17 protein-coding genes and 5 pseudogenes are annotated in these 16461 nt (G+C 72.2%); 13 read left to right on the forward strand and 9 right to left on the reverse strand.

What is annotated here, in order from left to right; translation table 11 throughout:
- Positions 1 to 22 precede the first annotated feature (22 nt).
- Genes cysD through U6N30_RS26265 form a run of 3 tightly spaced genes read left to right on the forward strand, consistent with a single transcriptional unit; the run spans position 23 to position 1658 of the window.
- On the forward strand, positions 23 to 781 hold the full coding sequence (gene cysD / locus U6N30_RS26255) for a sulfate adenylyltransferase subunit CysD (RefSeq protein ID WP_324274572.1): 759 nt from the start codon (positions 23 to 25) through the stop codon (positions 779 to 781).
- Positions 733 to 930, forward strand: a complete 198-nt coding sequence (locus U6N30_RS35850) for an adenine nucleotide alpha hydrolase family protein (protein ID WP_324274573.1) — start codon at positions 733 to 735, stop codon at positions 928 to 930. Before cysD ends, U6N30_RS35850 begins: the two co-directional genes overlap by 49 nt.
- A complete protein-coding gene (locus tag U6N30_RS26265) occupies positions 930 to 1658 on the forward strand; it encodes a GTP-binding protein (RefSeq protein WP_324274574.1) in 729 nt (242 codons plus the stop codon). Before U6N30_RS35850 ends, U6N30_RS26265 begins: the two co-directional genes overlap by 1 nt.
- Before the next feature lie 37 nt (positions 1659 to 1695).
- Here the strand turns inward: U6N30_RS26265 and U6N30_RS26270 are convergent, their stop codons facing one another.
- On the reverse strand, positions 1696 to 1881 hold the full coding sequence (locus tag U6N30_RS26270) for a hypothetical protein (RefSeq protein WP_324274575.1): 186 nt from the start codon (positions 1879 to 1881) through the stop codon (positions 1696 to 1698).
- A gap of 51 nt (positions 1882 to 1932) precedes the next feature.
- Here U6N30_RS26270 and U6N30_RS34645 point away from each other — a divergent pair, with 51 nt between their 5' ends.
- Entirely contained in the window at positions 1933 to 2229 is a 297-nt protein-coding gene (locus U6N30_RS34645; protein ID WP_422678146.1) for an elongation factor 1-alpha C-terminal domain-related protein, read from the forward strand.
- Between the two features lie 209 nt (positions 2230 to 2438).
- Here U6N30_RS34645 and U6N30_RS34650 read toward each other — a convergent pair.
- The 4 genes and pseudogenes from U6N30_RS34650 to U6N30_RS26290 form a co-directional block, all read right to left on the reverse strand.
- Positions 2439 to 2903: pseudogene (locus tag U6N30_RS34650) on the reverse strand (cytochrome P450); the annotation flags it as partial.
- Positions 2840 to 3256 carry a cytochrome P450 family protein gene (locus tag U6N30_RS26280; protein WP_324274577.1) on the reverse strand — a complete coding sequence of 139 codons (417 nt, stop codon included), beginning with the start codon at positions 3254 to 3256 and terminating at the stop codon, positions 2840 to 2842. The gene U6N30_RS26280 and the pseudogene U6N30_RS34650, both read right to left, overlap by 64 nt.
- A 44-nt stretch (positions 3257 to 3300) precedes the next feature.
- Positions 3301 to 3636 (reverse strand): hypothetical protein, encoded by a 336-nt coding sequence (locus U6N30_RS26285; protein WP_324274578.1) that lies wholly within the window; start codon positions 3634 to 3636, stop codon positions 3301 to 3303.
- A gap of 71 nt (positions 3637 to 3707) precedes the next feature.
- A complete protein-coding gene (locus U6N30_RS26290) occupies positions 3708 to 4346 on the reverse strand; it encodes an ATP-binding protein (protein ID WP_324274579.1) in 639 nt (212 codons plus the stop codon).
- A 183-nt stretch (positions 4347 to 4529) separates the two neighbouring features.
- Between U6N30_RS26290 and U6N30_RS26295 the strand changes: the two genes are divergently transcribed.
- Positions 4530 to 4931: a hypothetical protein gene (locus U6N30_RS26295; protein WP_324274580.1), complete on the forward strand. Its 402-nt coding sequence runs from the start codon at positions 4530 to 4532 to the stop codon at positions 4929 to 4931.
- A 3-nt stretch (positions 4932 to 4934) separates the two neighbouring features.
- Here the strand turns inward: U6N30_RS26295 and U6N30_RS26300 are convergent.
- From U6N30_RS26300 to hrpA, 3 pseudogenes are all read right to left on the reverse strand, one after another.
- A pseudogene (locus U6N30_RS26300) lies at positions 4935 to 6649 on the reverse strand (DUF3418 domain-containing protein).
- Between the two features lie 167 nt (positions 6650 to 6816).
- A pseudogene (locus U6N30_RS26305) lies at positions 6817 to 7413 on the reverse strand (oligonucleotide/oligosaccharide-binding fold domain-containing protein); the annotation flags it as partial.
- A 14-nt stretch (positions 7414 to 7427) separates the two neighbouring features.
- Positions 7428 to 8975, reverse strand: a pseudogene (gene hrpA, locus U6N30_RS26310) (ATP-dependent RNA helicase HrpA); the annotation flags it as partial.
- 102 nt (positions 8976 to 9077) lie between these two features.
- Between hrpA and U6N30_RS26315 the strand changes: the two are divergent.
- The 5 genes and pseudogenes from U6N30_RS26315 (at position 9078) to U6N30_RS26335 (ending at position 13263) form a co-directional block, all read left to right on the forward strand.
- Positions 9078 to 9590 (forward strand): MarR family winged helix-turn-helix transcriptional regulator, encoded by a 513-nt coding sequence (locus U6N30_RS26315; RefSeq protein ID WP_324274581.1) that lies wholly within the window; start codon positions 9078 to 9080, stop codon positions 9588 to 9590.
- A complete protein-coding gene (locus U6N30_RS26320) occupies positions 9587 to 10588 on the forward strand; it encodes an MFS transporter (RefSeq protein WP_324274582.1) in 1002 nt (333 codons plus the stop codon). The genes U6N30_RS26315 and U6N30_RS26320 overlap by 4 nt, the downstream gene beginning before the upstream one ends.
- The gene (locus U6N30_RS26325; protein ID WP_324274583.1) at positions 10585 to 11187 is read left to right on the forward strand and encodes an MFS transporter; all 603 of its coding nucleotides are present in this window, start codon (positions 10585 to 10587) and stop codon (positions 11185 to 11187) included. The genes U6N30_RS26320 and U6N30_RS26325 overlap by 4 nt, the downstream gene beginning before the upstream one ends.
- 268 nt (positions 11188 to 11455) lie before the next feature.
- Positions 11456 to 12193 (forward strand): annotated as a pseudogene (locus tag U6N30_RS26330) (acyl-CoA dehydrogenase family protein); the annotation flags it as partial.
- 512 nt (positions 12194 to 12705) lie between these two features.
- Positions 12706 to 13263, forward strand: coding sequence for an acyl-CoA dehydrogenase C-terminal domain-containing protein (locus U6N30_RS26335; protein ID WP_324274584.1), 558 nt, complete (start codon positions 12706 to 12708; stop codon positions 13261 to 13263).
- Positions 13264 to 13348: 85 nt separating this feature from the next.
- Here the strand turns inward: U6N30_RS26335 and U6N30_RS26340 are convergent, their stop codons facing one another.
- Positions 13349 to 13474: a hypothetical protein gene (locus U6N30_RS26340; RefSeq protein ID WP_324274585.1), complete on the reverse strand. Its 126-nt coding sequence runs from the start codon at positions 13472 to 13474 to the stop codon at positions 13349 to 13351.
- A gap of 381 nt (positions 13475 to 13855) precedes the next feature.
- On the opposite strand from U6N30_RS26340, the gene U6N30_RS26345 reads away from it, so the two are divergent.
- The 3 genes from U6N30_RS26345 to U6N30_RS26355 all read left to right on the forward strand — a co-directional run bounded on the left by U6N30_RS26345 (position 13856) and on the right by U6N30_RS26355 (position 16340).
- Complete coding sequence (locus U6N30_RS26345; RefSeq protein WP_324274586.1) at positions 13856 to 14527, forward strand: MFS transporter; 672 nt, start codon at positions 13856 to 13858, stop codon at positions 14525 to 14527.
- Entirely contained in the window at positions 14419 to 15189 is a 771-nt protein-coding gene (locus tag U6N30_RS26350; protein ID WP_324278478.1) for an MFS transporter, read from the forward strand. The genes U6N30_RS26345 and U6N30_RS26350 overlap by 109 nt, the downstream gene beginning before the upstream one ends.
- Positions 15190 to 15305: 116 nt before the next feature.
- Entirely contained in the window at positions 15306 to 16340 is a 1035-nt protein-coding gene (locus U6N30_RS26355; RefSeq protein ID WP_324274587.1) for a YihY/virulence factor BrkB family protein, read from the forward strand.
- Positions 16341 to 16461 lie beyond the last annotated feature (121 nt).

Below are 16461 nucleotides of genomic sequence, written 5' to 3' on the forward strand. Positions count from 1 at the left end.
CGACCCACCGGAGCCTGAGCGCATGACCACGCCCGACTACCGGCTGAGCCAGCTGGAGACGCTGGAGGCCGAGTCCATCCACGTGATCCGCGAGGTCGTCGCGGAGCTGGAGCGGCCGGTGCTGCTGTTCTCCGGCGGCAAGGACTCGATCGTCATGCTGGAGCTGGCGCGCAAGGCGTTCGCGCCGGCCCGCATCCCGTTCCCGGTGATGCACGTCGACACCGGGCTGAACTTCCCCGAGGTGCTGGAGTTCCGCGACAAGCGGGTGGCCGAGCTCGGTGTCCAGCTGGTCGTCGCATCGGTGCCCGACGCGATCGCCGCGGGCACCGTCAAGGAGGAGCCCAACGGCTCCCGCAACCGCATCCAGACGCCGGTGCTGCTCGACGCGGTGGAGGAGCACGGCTTCACCGCGCTGTTCGGCGGCGCCCGGCGTGACGAGGACAAGGCCCGCGCGAAGGAGCGGATGTTCTCCTTCCGCGACGAGTTCGGCCAGTGGGACCCGAAGAACCAGCGCCCCGAGATCTGGGACCTCTACAACGGCCGGATCCACGTCGGCGAGTCGATCCGGGTCTTCCCGCTGTCGAACTGGACCGAGCTCGACATCTGGCAGTACATCCTCCACGAGGAGATCGCGATCCCGGCGCTCTACCTCGCGCAGGCGCGGGACGTCGTGGAGCGCCAGGGATGCTCTACGCCGTCAACGAGTTCATCCGGCCGCGCGACGGCGAGCAGGTGCGCCGCGAGACCGTCCGCTACCGCACCGTCGGGGACGCGAACCTGACCGCCGCGGTGCGGTCGGAGGCCACCTCGGTCGAAGAGGTCATCACCGAGATCTCGGTGACCCGCATGACCGAGCGCGGCGCCACCCGCGGCGACGACAAGGTCAGCGACGCCGCCATGGAGGACCGGAAGAAGGAGGGGTACTTCTGATGAGCGCCACACCAGAGGCCGCCCAGCCCGGCATCCACCCGCGGACGGAGACCGTTCGCAAGGACATCCTGCGGATCGCCACCGCCGGCTCCGTGGACGACGGCAAGAGCACCCTGATCGGTCGGCTGCTCTACGACAGCAAGGCCATCTTCGAGGACCAGTACGAAGCGGTCGAGCGCGCCAGCAAGGGTGACTACGTCGACCTCGCGCTGCTCACCGACGGTCTGCGCGCCGAGCGCGAGCAGGGCATCACCATCGACGTCGCCTACCGGTACTTCAGCACCCCGCGCCGGACCTTCATCCTCGCCGACACCCCGGGGCACGTGCAGTACACGCGCAACATGGTCACCGGCGCCTCCACCGCCGACCTCGCGATCGTGCTGGTGGACGCGCGCAAGGGCATGGTCGAGCAGAGCCGCCGGCACGCCTTCCTCGCCTCGATGCTGCGGGTGCCGCACCTGGTGGTCGCGGTGAACAAGATGGACCTCGTCGACTGGTCCGAGGAGATCTACGAGTCCATCCGCGACGAGTTCAGCGCGTTCGCCACCAAGCTGGACGTGCCCGATCTGACCGTCGTGCCCATCTCGGCCCTGCACGGCGACAACGTCGTCCGCCGGTCGGAGCGCACCCCTGGTACCAGGGACCCTCGCTGCTGCACCACCTGGAGCACGTGCACGTGGCCAGCGACCGGAACCTGGTCGACGTCCGGTTCCCGGTCCAGTACGTGATCCGGCCGCAGTCCGACGCGCACCACGACTACCGCGGCTACGCCGGCACCGTCGCCAGCGGCGTCCTGCGACCCGGGGACGAGGTGCAGGCGCTGCCCAGCGGGCTGACGACGACGATCGCCGGCATCGACGGGCCGCGCGGCCCGGTCGAGCAGGCGTTCGCGCCCATGGCGGTGACCGTGCGGCTGGCCGACGACCTCGACATCTCGCGGGGTGACCTCATCTGCCGGCCGGCGAATGCGCCGCACGTGTCGCAGGACCTGGACGCGCTGGTGTGCTGGATGACCGACGAGCCGCTGCGCCCGCGGCGCGGCTGGCGGTCAAGCACACGACGCGCTCGGTACGGGCGGTGGTCAAGGACCTGCAGTACCGGCTCGACGTCAACACGCTCCACCGGGATCTCGACGCGAACGAGCTCGGCCTCAACGACATCGGGCGGGTGCGGCTGCGGACCACCCAGCCGCTGTTCGTGGACGAGTACTCCCGGAACCGGGTGACCGGCCGGTTCATCCTCGTGGACGAGGCGACCAACGCCACGGTCGGCGCCGGGATGCTGGTCCCCGGCAGCTGATGGGCGAGCGGCCTCGCACCGCCGGCCTCGCACCGCCGGCCGCGCTGCTCAGCGCAGGCGGACGGGCAGGTGCTCGAACCCGCGCAGGGTGCGGAGGTCGCGGCGGACCGGCCGGCCGGTGATCCGCAGCGCCGGAAAGCGCTCGCTGAGGTGCGCAGCCCCACGACGGCCTCGAGCCGGGCGAGGCCCGCGCCCACGCAGTAGTGGATCCCGGCGGAGAAGGCCAGGTGGTCGCGGGCGTTGGCGCGACCGACGTCGAAGCGGGCGGGGGCGTCGAACACCTCGGGGTCCCGGTTGGCCGCCCCGAGGAGGACCGTCACCCGCGTGCCGGGACGGACCGCGCGTCCGGCGAGGTCGCCGCCCTCCTTCGCCGTGCGGCCGGTGATCTGGACGGGGCTGTCGTGGCGGAGGATCTCCTCGATTGCGCCGTCCCAACCGGACGGCGCGGCCCGGAGGGCGTCCCACTGCTCGCGATGGCCGTCCAGCAGCACGACGCCGTTGCCGAGGAGGTTGACGGTGGTCTCGAACCCGGCGCCGAGCAGCAGCATCACCGTCGCGTGCAGCTCCCGCTCGGTGAGCGCCTCCTCGTCGGGGAGGCCGACGAGCCGGCTCACCAGGTCCTCCCCGGGTTCGCGGCGCAGCCGGGCGAAGTGCTCGCGGAGGAAGGCGTGCATCGCCCGCAGCGCGCGTTCGGCAGCCACGTAGCGCCGCAAGGGCAGCCCCGGATCGAGCGTGGCCGCGCCGCGGCGCCCCAGCGGAGGAAGTCCTCCCGGCGCTCGCTGGGCACGCCCAGCAGGTCGGCGATGACGAGCACGGGCAGCTGCGCGGCGTAGGTGTCGATCAGGTCGACGTGGCCGCCGGGTCGCCCGAGCCGGAGCTCGAGGGCGTCGAGCAGTGCGTCGGCGGTGCGCTGGACGACGGGCTCGAACGCGGCGGTCGCCCGCGGGGTGAAGGCCCGGCTCACCAGCCGGCGGAAGCGGGTGTGGTCGGGCGGGTCCACCACCAGCATCGACGGCGGCTCGGCCACCCCGGCGGCATCGAGCTCGTCGCCGAAGGCCAGCGCCCAGCGGATCAGCCGTGGCGCCTGCGACCGGTCCCATCCGACGCCGAAGCGGTCGGAGCGCAGGATCTCCGAGGCGACCGCGTGCGAGGGGTGACCAGCCCGATGCTGCCCGGGGACACCGGCCCGAGAGCCCGGATCTGCTCGTAGAGCCCGTACGGCTCGTCGCGAACGGCCGGGTCGCGCAGCAACCGTCCGACGGGATCGCCGCGGCGCGCGCCGCGGCGGAGGAAGACGGCGGGGAGCCCGTGCCGCACGCCCCAGCGGACGAGGGTGCGCGCAGGGCGCAGGGCGAGGGCCGATGCTCCGGCCGGCTGGTGCGCGGTCGCGGCGAGGTCCGTCGTCACGCCGGCAGTCTGTCAGCGCGGACGCCGTCCGACCGGTGCTCCGGGCACCGGCGGGACGGCTCCGGCACGGTTCAGGCCTGGTCGGTCGGAGCCGGGGCCTCGCTCGGGTCGCCGTCCCAGTCCTTGCCCGCGGTGTCGGCGTTCTCCGACGCGCTGTCGGTCTGGCCGGCGACGGTCTCGACCATCTCCTCGTCGGAGATGCCCTCCCCGGCGCCGTGCACGTCTCCGGTGGGCTCGCTCATCACGCGGTTCCTCTCTGTCGCGAACAGGACGTCCAGCAGCCGGTCCCCGATCGCCGTCCGTGGCAAACCACCGGCCGGCTCACCGGCCGGGCGGCCGCAGTTCGAACCACACCCGCTTCCCGCCGCGATGGTCCTCGGTCCCCCAGCGGTCGGCGATGAGCTCGACCATCCGAATCCCCGCCCCCGCGGGTGGTCCAGCGACGGCTCCTGGACGACGGGGCGCGCCGGGGAGCCGTCGACGACGGCGATGCGCAGCCAATCCTCGGACACCGCCAGCTCGAGCGTCAGGGTGGTCTGGCCACCCACGTGGTCGACGACGTTCGACACCAGTTCGGTGACCAGCAGTGCCGCGTCCTCCCGGTCGTGCGGTACGCGCCAGGAGCGGAGCAGCTCGAGGACGAGATGCCGGGACACCGTCACGCTGGGCGGGATCGAGGGAAGGTCGATGCTGGCGTTCCGGCTGGACACGGCGCGGTTCCGATCTGCTCCGAACGTGCCGCGCGGGAAGGGCGTGACTCCGTTGTGCACAACCAACCACGCCGACGAGTGAACCGCAAGGGCCATTGCATGGCAGGCGTGTTGCACGGAAGGGGATTGCGCGTCAGAGCCGTTGCACGCAACAGGCGTTCAGTCAGGTAGTGTGCAACCGAGATGAGCAGCTCCCCGGGTTCCAAGATGCCTCCGGCCGCGGCGGCCCCACCCTCCGTCGACGTGGCCGCGCGCGCTCTCGAGGACCTCGTCACCGAGCTCGACCGCTGCGTCGACGAGCTCGTCCGTGCCCGGGCCCGCGCCGACAAGCTGCTGCACGAGCGCAAGGCCGGGCGGCCGTGGCTCGACCTCGTCGCAGGCGAGCCCCGCCCGCTGGTGGTCGAGCGGATCTCGACCGTGCTGGCCTCGCTGTCCGCAGCCGGTCACGTCTGGCGCCGGGAGCAGGCGGCCGCCCTGCAGTCCGAACACGTCAGCATCAACCGGATCGCGGCGATGTTCGGCGTCACCCGTCAGCGGATCTCCGCGCTGCTCAAGGAGAACGGGGCCGAGGCCGGCCGGTCCTGACCCTCACGCGGTGAGCGCGTCGATCGCCTTGTAGACGCGCTGCTCGGAGATCGGCCGCGGCGTGCCGACGCCCTGGGCGAACACCCCGACACGCAGCTCCTCGATCATCCAGCGGATCCGGGCGACGGGGTCGTCGGGAGCGCCACTGACCGGTAGGCGGTCCCGCAGCTGCTCGTACTCCGCGGTGACCGCCGCGACCTGGCGCATCGCCAGCTCGTCGCGCACCGCGTTCGCCGGCAGCTTCTCCAGCCGGTAGGCCATCGCCCGCAGGTACCGCACCAGGTCCGGCAGCCTCCTCCGGCCGGCGGCGGCCACGAACCCCCGGTGGAGCAGGCCGGTCATCTGACGGCGCAGGTCGGCGACCGAGGCCTCGGGAACCCGTCGGGCCGACGCCCCGCCGATCGCCACCGCGACCTCTCGCGCCTGGGTCAGCACGTCCTCCACCTTCTGGACGGCGTCCACGGTGAGGCGGTGCAGTTCGGCCTTCGCCGTCGCGACCAGAGCGGTGAACGCCGCCTCGTCCCGGGGCGGGCCGCCGGCCGCGGCGATCAGCTCGTCGGCCGCCGCGTCGACGCAGTCGGCGACCAGATCGGGGATCTCGCCGTCCGGGTTGAACTGCAGCGCCAGCCGGGAACGCGGCGACAGCGACTTCACCACCTGCTTGACCGGTGACCCGGCGACCAGCACCAGCAGCCGCCGTGCTCCCCGGCGGGTCAGCCGGTCGGCCTCGACCTCCGTCGGGACGACGCGGATGCCGACGCTCGTGCCCTCGTCGACCACGGCGGGGTAGGCGGTCACGACGTGGGCACCCCGCTGGACGTCGACCGTCGCAGGCAGGGTGCCGAAGGTCCACGCCGTCAGCCCCGTGCGCTCGAGCTCCGAGGCCGCCCGCGCCAGGCTCGCCCGTGCCGTCGGTGCCACCTGGGCACGCAGCTCCTGGAGGTCCTTCCCGACCGCCATCGGCCGCTGCTGGTCGTCGAGCACCCGGAACGTCGCCCGCAGATGTCCGGGCACCTGGTCGGGTGCCCACGCGTCCGGCGGGATGGTCACCGCCGTCGCGCGGCGCAGCTCGCGCTCCAGTGCGGGCAGCAGCGGTTCCCCGGGTCGATGTTCGGCAGCACCTCGCGCACCCGGTCGGGGATGGGCACCAGACCGCGGCGCAGCTGTTTGGGCAGCGTCCGCAGCAGCGCCGTCACCAGTTCCTCCCGCAGGCCGGGCACGGTGAAGGCGAGGGACTCTCCCGACGTGCGCTCGGTGACGCCGTCCAGGACGGCGAGGGGCACGTCGACGGTCACGCCGTCCTCGGCCGTCCCCGGGGCGAACGCGTAGGAGAGCGGCAGCGTGAGGCCGCGCGCGAGCTCGACCTCGTCGGGATAGTCCTCGACGCGCACCTGACCGGCGGACGCGGCGTTGGTGAGCATCTCCGGGGAAAAGGTGAGCAGGTCCGGCCGCTCGCGCCGGGCGTGCTTCCACCACCGGTCGAAGTGCCGGGTCGAGACGACGTCGGCCGGGATGCGGGCGTCGTACAGCTCGAACACCGTCTCGTCGTCGACCCCGATGTCGCGGCGGCGGGCGCGCTCCTCCAGGGCCGCGACCTGCTCCATCGCGCGCTGGTTGTCGGCCCAGAAGCGGTGGTGCGTCGTCCACTGCCCCTCGACCAGCGCGTGCCGGATGAACAGCTCCCGGGACACCACCGGGTCGATCGAGCCGTACTGCACCCGGCGCCCGACGACCAGCGGCAGCCCGTAGAGGTCACCCGCTCGGTGGCGACCACGGAGCCGCGCTTGGCGTCCCAGCGGGGCTCGGAGTACTGGCGCTTCACCAGGTGGTCGGCGAGCCTCTCGACCGTCTCGGGGTCGATGCGCGCGACGGTCCGGGCGAAGAGCCGGCTGGTCTCGACGAGCTCTGCGGCCACCACCCAGCGCGGCGGCTTCTTCGCCAGCGGGGTTCCGGGCGCGATCACGAACCGGGTGTTGCGGGTGCCGAGGTACTCCCTCCCCGGACGGCCCGGCTTCCCGTCGCGCGGCGGTGTCTCCTGCCCGCCCCTCCGCCCCGAGCCAGGCTCCAGCTGCAGCCCCACGTGCGACAGGAGGCCGGCCAGCAGGGCGGCGTGGATGCCCTTCTCGTCCGGTTCGGCGGCGGGCTCGCCCACCGTCATCCCGAGCCGGCGGGCCGTCCCGCGCAGCTGGCCGTGCAGGTCCTGCCACTCCCGGATCCGCAGGTAGTGCAGGAACTCGCGCTTCACCGTGCGCCGGAACTGGTTGCCGCTCAGGGCGTCCTGCTGCTCGGCGAGATAGCGCCAGAGGTTCAGCAGCGCCAGGAAGTCGGAGTTCTCGTCGGCGAACCGGCGGTGCAGCTCGTCGGCGGCCTGCTGGTGCTCGATGGGCCGCTCGCGCGGGTCCTGGATGGTGAGCCCGGCGGCGATGACCAGGACCTCGTCGAGCACTCCGCGCTCGTTCGCCTCGACGACCATGCGCGCCATGCGGGGTCCAGCGGGAGCGCCGCGAGGGCCCGCCCCGTGGGTGTCAGCTTCCCGGTGCCGTCGAGCGCGTGCAGCTCCTCGAGCAGCGCCAGACCGTCGGCGATCGCCCGACGGTCCGGCGGGTCGACGAACGGGAAGTCCTCCACCGCTCCCAGGTCGAGGGCGGCCATCTGCAGCAGCACCGAGGCGAGGTTCGTGCGCAGGATCTCCGGGTCGGTGAACTCCGGCCGCGCCTCGAAATCGTCCTCGGTGTAGAGCCGGATCGCGATGCCCGGGCCCAGCCGGCCGCACCGCCCCGAGCGCTGCCGGGCCGACGCCTGGCTGACCGGCTCGATCGGCAGCCGCTGCACCTTGGTGCGATGGCTGTACCGCGAGATCCGCGCCGTCCCCGGGTCGATCACGTACCGGATGCCCGGAACGGTCAGCGACGTCTCGGCGACGTTGGTGGCCAGCACGATCCGCCGGCCGGTGTGCGGGGCGAAGACCTTGTGCTGGTCGGCGGCCGACAGCCGCGAGTAGAGGGGCACGATCTCCATGGATTCACCGGACCGCTCGGCTGTGCTCGCCTGCAATGCCTCCTGCGCATCGCGGATCTCCCGTTCGCCGGCGAGGAACACGAGGATGTCCCCGGGCCCCTCTGCGACCAGTTCGTCGACGGCGTCGAGGACGGCGCTCACCTGGTCGCGGTCCTCGTCGGCCTGCGGATGATCGGGGTCCACGACGGGCCGGTAGCGGACCTCGACCGGGTAGGTGCGGCCACTGACCTCGACGATCGGCGCCCCGGAGAAGTGGGCAGCCACCCGCTCGACGTCGATGGTGGCGGAGGTGATGACGAGCTTGAGGTCCGGGCGCCGCGGCAGGATCTGGGCGAGGTAGCCCAGCAGGAAGTCGATGTTGAGGCTCCGCTCGTGGGCCTCGTCGAGGATGATCGTGTCGTACTGGCGCAGCAGCCGGTCGCGCTGGATCTCGGCCAGCAGCACGCCGTCGGTCATCAGCTTGACCAGCGTGGAATCCGACACCTGGTCGTTGAAGCGCATCTTGTAGCCGACCGCCTCGCCCAGCGGCGTGCCCAGCTCCTCGGCGATGCGCTCGGCGACGCTGCGCGCCGCGATCCGCCGGGGCTGGGTGTGCCCGATCCGGCCGCGCACCCCACGGCCGAGCTCGAGGGCGATCTTGGGCAGCTGGGTCGTCTTGCCCGAGCCCGTCTCGCCGGCGACGACGACGACCTGGGCGTTCCGCAGGGCGGCGGCGATGTCGTCCCGTCGTGCGCTGACGGGCAGGTCCTCGGGATAGGTGACCGTGGGGACGACGGCCCGGCGCCCGGCGATCCGCGCCTCCGCGGCGGCGATGTCGGCGGCGATCCGTTCGCGCTGCCGCGCCCGCGCCTGCGGGTCGCGGGTCGTCCGCAGGCCTTCCAGCCGGCGGCGCAGCCGGTGCTCGTCGAGGAACGTGAGGTCCGCGAGCCGAGCGCGCAGGTCGTCGGTCGGGGCACTCACGGTCGGGCTCGCGTTCCTCTCCGGGGATCTGATGGCGCCGGAAGCCCGGCACCCCAAGGATCCCACCCTCCTGGTGTGTCGGACGGCACGGTCGGGATCGATGCATGCGTCGTACAACAAGGTGTAGCGTGCACATAGTTATCCGCACCGAGCCGTGAGGTCCGTCGCATGAACAACCCGACCGCGGGCGTCCCCCGCGACGTGGGCGTCCTCGGTGAGCAGCTGCCCCGCTTCATGCGGCTGATGCACGGCCTGAAGAGCCAGCACGCCGCCGAGGGCGGGCGCGACCGCGCGGCCCACGTGCTGCTCTTCCCGCTGTGCCGGCTGGGCCCGCTGCGTCAGGGAGCGCTGGCCGACCTGGTGCACGCCGACCCCTCCACGGTCAGCCGGCACGTCACGCTGCTCGTGGAGCAGGGACTGGTGCGCCGCGCTGCCGACGAGTCCGACGGCCGGGCCAGCAACCTCGTCGTCACCGACGCCGGTCGCGCTCAGCTCGACAAGCTCCGCGCGGAGCGCGAGGCCTACCTCGGTCAGGTGACCGCCGACTGGACCGACGACGAGCTGCAGACGTTCACCGCACTCTTCGATCGACTGCTCGACGGCATCGCGGCCACCCTCCCCTCCGACGCTCTGCCCCCCGACAGCATGTCCACGGCTCCCGACCGGACGGTGACCGCATGACCTCCACCCGTACCACCGCGGCCGAGCGCCGGGGCGCGCGTGCGGCCGCCGCGGCGCCGGACGCCAGCGGCGGCTTCAGCCACCGCCAGATCGTCACGATCCTCGTCGGGCTCATGGTGGCGATGTTCCTGGCCGCGCTGGACCAGACGGTCGTCGCGACGGCGATCCGGATCATCGCCGACGACCTGCAGGGCTACGACCTGCAGGCCTGGGCGACGACGGCGTTCCTGATCACCTCGACGATCGCCACCCCGATGTACGGGAAACTGTCCGACATCTACGGACGGCGGCCGTTCTACCTGTTCGCCATCACCGTGTTCGTCATCGGCTCCGCGCTCTGCGGGATCGCGGACTCGATGTACCAGCTGGCCGCGTTCCGGGCCGTGCAGGGCATCGGTGCCGGTGGCCTGATGTCGATGGCGCTGGCGATCATCGGCGACATCGTGCCGCCGCGGGAGCGCTCCCGGTACCAGGGCTACTTCATGGCCGTCTTCGGCACGTCGAGTGTGCTCGGCCCGGTCATCGGCGGGTTCCTCGCCGGCCAGTCCTCGATCCTCGGTCTGGACGGCTGGCGGTGGATCTTCTGGATCAACGTGCCGCTGGGCCTGATGGCCTTCGCCGTCGTCTGGCGGGTCCTCCACCTGCCGCACGAGCGCCGCGACCACCGCATCGACTGGCCCGGCGCGCTCGCGCTGGTCACGTTCCTGGTGCCGCTGCTGATCATCGCCGAGCAGGGCCGGCTCTGGGGCTGGACCTCCGGTCGGGCGCTGATCTGCTACGCCATCGGGGCCGTCGGCTTCGTCCTCTTCGTCGCCTTCGAGCGGGTCTACAAGGACGAGGCACTGCTGCCGCTGCGACTGTTCCGCAACCGGACCTTCACCGTCAGCGGGATCGGCAGCATCGTGATGGGCGCCGGCATGTTCGGCGGCCTGCTGCTGCTCCCCAGTACCTGCAGATCGTCAAGGGCTCCAGCGCCACGGTCGCCGGTCTCCAGATGATCCCGCTGGTGGCGGGCATCATGACCGGCGCGATGAGCTCCGGCATCGCCATCTCGAGGACGGGCAAGTACCGGGTCTTCCCGCTGGTCGGCATCGCGCTGATGGTGACCGCGTTGCTGTCGATGTCGTTCCTCGTCGGTCCCGACACCTCCGTCTGGACCCTGGTGCCGTTCATGGTGATGCTCGGCCTCGGCCTCGGCTTCAACTTCCAGCCGGTGATCCTCGCCGTGCAGAACGCCGTCTCGCCGCGGGAGATGGGCGTGGCCACGTCGTCGGTGACGTTCTTCCGCCAGATGGGTGGCACGATCGGGACGGCGGCCTTCCTGTCGATCCTGTTCACCCGCCTGCCCCAGGACATCGGCAGCGCCGTCCAGGACACGGTCCGCGCGAATCCCCAGCTCGCCCCCAGTTCGAGCAGCTCGGGGCGGGCAGCGGAGGGAGCCTCGACGACACCTCCTTCATCCAGGAGCTGCCGACGGCGCTGGCCCTGCCGTTCCAGGTGGGCTTCTCCGACACGATCGGCCTGGTGTTCCTCATCGCGGCCGGCGTCGTGGCGATCGGGTTCTTCGTGTTCCTCTTCCTGCCGCAGCTGGCACTGAGCACCAAGTCGGGCATCCAGGCGCGCGCGGAGGAGGCCGGCACACCGCCGGCGGACGACGCCGCCGGTCAGGTCGTGCACGCCGCCGGTACGGCCGCACCGACGTCGGTCCCGCCCCCGCCGGCCGGCCCGGGAACACACAGGGCTGACATCACGGACCAGTGGGCCCGGATGGCCCGTCCCGGGAGCGATCCGGGTCGCCCGGGTCCACCGGTTGGAATGGGCGGGACGTGCCGCTGGCGTCGCCCGCTCGGCATACGCTCACGGTCGTGGCTACCTCGCTGATCCTGTCCCGCCGCGACCTGGACTTCCTGCTCCACGAGTGGCTGGACGTCGAGTCGCTGACCAAGCGACCCCGGTTCGCCGAGCACTCCCGGGAGACGTTCGACGCCGTCCTCGACCTCGCCGAGCAGATCGCGACCGACCACTTCGCGCCGCACAACCGCACCGCGGACCTGAACGAGCCGCGGATGGTCGACGGCAAGGTCGAGATGATCCCCGACGTCAAGAAGGCGCTGCAGGTCTTCACCGACGCCGGGCTCATGGCCGGGTCCTTCGACGAGGAGTACGGCGGCATGCAGCTGCCGCACACCGTCGGGCAGGCGGTGTTCGCCTGGTTCAAGGCGGCCAACGTCGGGACCTCGGCCTACCCCTTCCTCACGATGGGCAACGCCCGCCTGCTGCTGGCCCACGGCAGCCGGGAGCAGATCGACACCTACGTCCGCCCCGAGCTCGAGGGCCGCTGGTTCGGGACCATGGCGCTGTCGGAGCCGCAGGCCGGGTCGTCACTGGCCGACATCACCACCCGCGCCGTCCCGCAGGACGACGGCACCTACCGGCTGACCGGCAACAAGATGTGGATCTCCGGCGGCGACCACGAGCTGACCGAGAACATCGTCCACCTGGTGCTGGCCAAGATCCCCGGCGGACCGCCCGGGGTGAAGGGCATCTCGCTGTTCATCGTCCCGAAGTTCCTGGTGAACGAGGACGGGTCGCTCGGCGAGCGCAACGACGTCGTCCTGGCCGGGCTCAACCACAAGATGGGCTACCGCGGGACGACGAACACGCTGCTGAACTTCGGCGAGGGCGTGCACACCCCCGGCGGGCAGGCCGGCGCCGTCGGCTACCTGGTCGGCGAGCAGCACCGCGGGCTCACCTACATGTTCCACATGATGAACGAGGCGCGGATCGGCGTCGGCGTGGGCGCGACGGTGCTCGGCTACACCGGCTACCTGCACGCGCTGGAGTACGCCCGCACCCGCACGCAGGGCCGCCCGGCCGGCGCCAAGGCCATGACATCCGAAGGCGTGAACTCGCCGCCCGTCCCGATCGTCGAGCACGCGGACGTCCGGCGGATGCTGCTGACCGCGAAGTCCTACGTCGAGGGCGGCATGGCACTGGGCCTGTACTGCGCGCGGCTGGTCGACGAGGAGCAGACGGCCGAGGATCCCCAGGACAGAGCCAGAGCGCACCTCCTGCTGGACATGCTCACCCCGATCGCCAAGGCCTGGCCGTCGCAGTGGGGCCCCGTCGCCGACGACCTCGCCATCCAGGTGCACGGGGCTACGGCTACACCCGCGACTACCCGGTCGAGCAGTTCTACCGGGACAACCGGCTCAACCCGATCCACGAGGGGACGCAGGGGATCCAGTCGCTGGACCTGCTGGGCCGCAAGGTCGTCATGCAGGGCGGCGCCGGCCTGGCCCTCCTCGGCGAGACGATCACGGCGACCACGGCCCGGGCCGCGGGCACCGAGTGGGCCGACTTCGCCGCGGACATCGAATCGGCCGTGGCGCGCATGGGCGCGGTGACCGCGACCCTGTGGGGCGCCGGCGACCCGGCGGTGACGCTGGCCAACTCGCACGTCTACCTGGAAGCGGCCGGGCACCTCGTCGTCGCGTGGCTGTGGCTCGAGCAGGCCCTGGCCACCGGTACGGCGGACTCGGACTTCCACCAGGGCAAGCGCCAGGCGGCGCGGTTCTTCTGGCGCTGGGAGCTGCCGCGGGTGCACCACCGCTTCGACCTGCTGGAGTCGCTGGACCGCACGGTCCTGGACACCCCCGACCGCTGGCTCTGAGCCGCGACATGGCAGCGCCCCGCCCCTCCTGAGGAGGGCGCGGGGCGCGTTGTCGTACTCGTGGTTCAGGCGGCGGCCGGAGCCCTCACCGGCTCCGCCGCGTGGCGAGGCCCGGGGACGTCTCGGCACGCTCGGCCTCGTAGCGGGCGGTGGACCGGGTGCCCATCGCGATGACCAGGGCCGTCAGTACCAGGAACCCGATCAGGGTCACGGCCGGCCACAACATCATTGTCGTTCTCCCCTGCAGTTCGGATGGCCGCCGGGACAGGGGCGGCGCACGTCGTCGGGAGGCTCTGTCCCCCGTCCGTGGAGGTCTCAATCGTCGAGTTCGGTACTTCACCTGACGGAGTGTGACCAGCTTCACGGTCATCGGTCGTTGCTCCAGCCAACTTGAGGTCCGCGGTGCCGTGGTCTGATCGACGGGTGCCCCGCCCTTCCCCGTCGTCCCCTCGGGAACCGCGGTCCGGCCCGGCCTGCTGGTCCTCGCGCTGGCCCTCGGGGTCACCACGCTGTCGCTGCTCCAGAGCCTCGTCGTCCCCGTGCTCGGCACGATCGAGGACCAGCTCGAGGTGTCCCCGGAGCCGCCGGCTGGGTGCTCACGGCCAACCTGCTGGCCGCGGCCGTCCTGACGCCGGCGCTGGGCCGGCTCGGTGACCTCACGGGCGAGCGGCCGGTGATCCTGGGCATCCTCGTGGCGGTGGCCGTAGGCACGCTGCTGGCCGTCGTGACGACGTCGCTCCCGCTGCTGCTGGTCGGCCGGATCCTGCAGGGCGCCTCCTACGGCCTGTTCCCGCTGTCGATCAGCGTGCTGCGCCGGGAGCTGCCCGAGGCCCGGCTCGGCGTGGCCATGGCCGTCGTGAGCAGCACCCTCGCCGTCGGCGGCGTGGCGGGTCTGGTGGCCACCGGCCTGCTGGTCGGCGACGGCGGCGACTACCGGCGGCCGTTCTGGATCGGCCTCGCCGTCACCCTCCTCTCCCTGGTCCTCGCCCACCGGGTGCTGCCTTCCCGCCCGTCGTCGGGCACCGGCCGGGTCGACTGGTGGGGAGCAGTGGTCCTCGGCGTCGGGCTGGTCCTCCTCCTGCTGCCGCTGTCGCAGGGCAACGCGTGGGGCTGGGCCTCCCCGGGGTCGTCGGGTGCCTGGCCGGATCGGTCGTGGTGCTCGCCGGATGGGTGGTCCTGCAGCGTCGGACGGCGCAGCCGCTCGTGCGCCCCGCCATGCTCACCGACCGGCGCACGCTCGTACCCACCATCGCGGGCCTCATGACCGGCATCGCGCTGTTCGCCTCGTTCCTCGCCGTCCTCCAGTACGTGCAGACGCCGCCCGAGATCGCCGGGTACGGGTTCGGCGCCTCGGTGCTCGAGGCGTCGGTCGTCTACCTGCTGCCCGGCGGGATCGCCGGGATCCTGGTCGCCCCGGTCGCCGGAACGGTCGTGACCCGTGTCGGCGCGCTGCCCACGCTGCTGGCCGGAGCCGCCTCGGGTGTCGTCGGCTTCCTGCTCCTGGCGTTCCTCCGCGGCGAACCGTGGCAGGTCGTCCTGGCCGGGCTGCTCACGCAGCTGTCGGTGACCGTCGCCTACGCGGCCCTGCCCGCCCTGGTGGTGCAGGCGGTCCACGAGGACGAGACCGGCGTGGCCAACGCCGTCAACTCGATCGCCCGCTCGGTCGGGCAGGCCCTGGGCAGCACCGTGGCGGTCACGCTGATCGCGGCCACCCTCGACCCCGCGACCGGCTATCCGAGCGCGAGCGCGTTCACCGGCGTCGGCCTGGTCGGCGCCCTCGCGACGCTGGCGGTGCTGGCCGTGGCCGCCCTCGGCATGGTCGCCGACCGGCGTGGTGGTGGTCCCCGCCGGGCGGGGCCCCTGACCGGCGTGGAGGAGGCGACCGCCCGCGCCGGGGAGTGGTCGCCGGTGTCCGGGATCCGCTGACGCGCGACCGGACCGGCGCGAGGCTGTCCGAACCGTTACCCGCGCGTCCGGCATGGAACGGGTCCGTCCGGGGCACCGAGGTGAGGACTTCCCGCTGCCTGACCCCGGAGGACCACATGGCCCGAGCCACCGGCTCCTCGAGCCGCACGCCGGAGACGGAGTTCTCCGGCAACCGCGCTGGAGACCCCGCTCCCGAGACCGACGAGATCAGCGGGACGCGCGCCGACTACGCCCCCACGGGCGCCGATCCGACGCCCACGACGATGGGCACGGTCAAGCGCACGGTCACGGAGTTCAGCGAGGACAACCTCACCGACTGGGCCGCCGCGCTGACCTACTACGGCGTCCTGGCGCTGTTCCCCGCGCTGATCGCCCTGACCTCCATCGTCGGCCTGTTCACCACGCCCGAGGAGCTCAGCCAAGCCCTGACCACCGTGGTCCCCGCGAGCGCCGCCGAGGACCTGAACCCGGTCATCGAGCAGATCGCCGGGAACCAGAGCACCGCCGGCTTCGGCCTCGTCATCGGTCTGGCCGCCGCCATCTGGTCGGCGTCGGGCTATGTCGGCGCCTTCACCCGTGCCGCCAACGTCGTCTACGAGACGCCGGAAGGCCGCAAGATCTGGAAGCTCAAGCCGCTCCAGCTGCTGATCACCCTGATCGGTGTCCTGTTCGCCGCCGTCATCGTGGCCCTGCTCGTGCTCAGCGGACCGGTCGTCGACGCGGTCGCCGGGGCCATCGGCATCGGCGAGGTGGGCCAGACGGTGTGGACCGTCGCGAAGTGGCCGGTGATCCTCGTCGTCCTGGCGCTGATGATCGCGGTCCTCTACTACTCGACCCCCAACGTCCGGCTGCGCGGCTTCAAGTGGGTCAGCCCCGGCGCCGGGGTCGCGATCCTCGTCGCGATCGTCGCGTCCGCCGCCTTCGCGTTCTACGTGGCCAACTTCAGCAGCTACAACGCCACCTACGGCACGCTGGCCGGCGTGGTGATCTTCCTGATCTGGTTCTGGCTGATCAACGTCGCCCTGCTCTTCGGCATCGAGCTGGACGCCGAGATGGAGCGGACCAAGGAGCTGAAGGAAGGCGTGCCGAGGGCCGAGAAGGAGATCCAGCTCGACGCCCGCGGTGAGCCCAAGGAGAAGAAGACCACGTAAGCGCCGACCCGGCCGCTCCACCGCGCACGCTTCGGCCCTCTCCCCGTCGGGGAGGGGCCGACGCGCGTCGCCGGCTCGCCGTCCTCGCCACGCTGCAGCCGACCGCGCGGTGGACGGCGAG

It is taken from the genome of Blastococcus brunescens, assembly GCF_035320885.1.
GTDB classification, from domain to species: Bacteria; Actinomycetota; Actinomycetes; order Mycobacteriales; family Geodermatophilaceae; genus Blastococcus_B; species Blastococcus_B brunescens.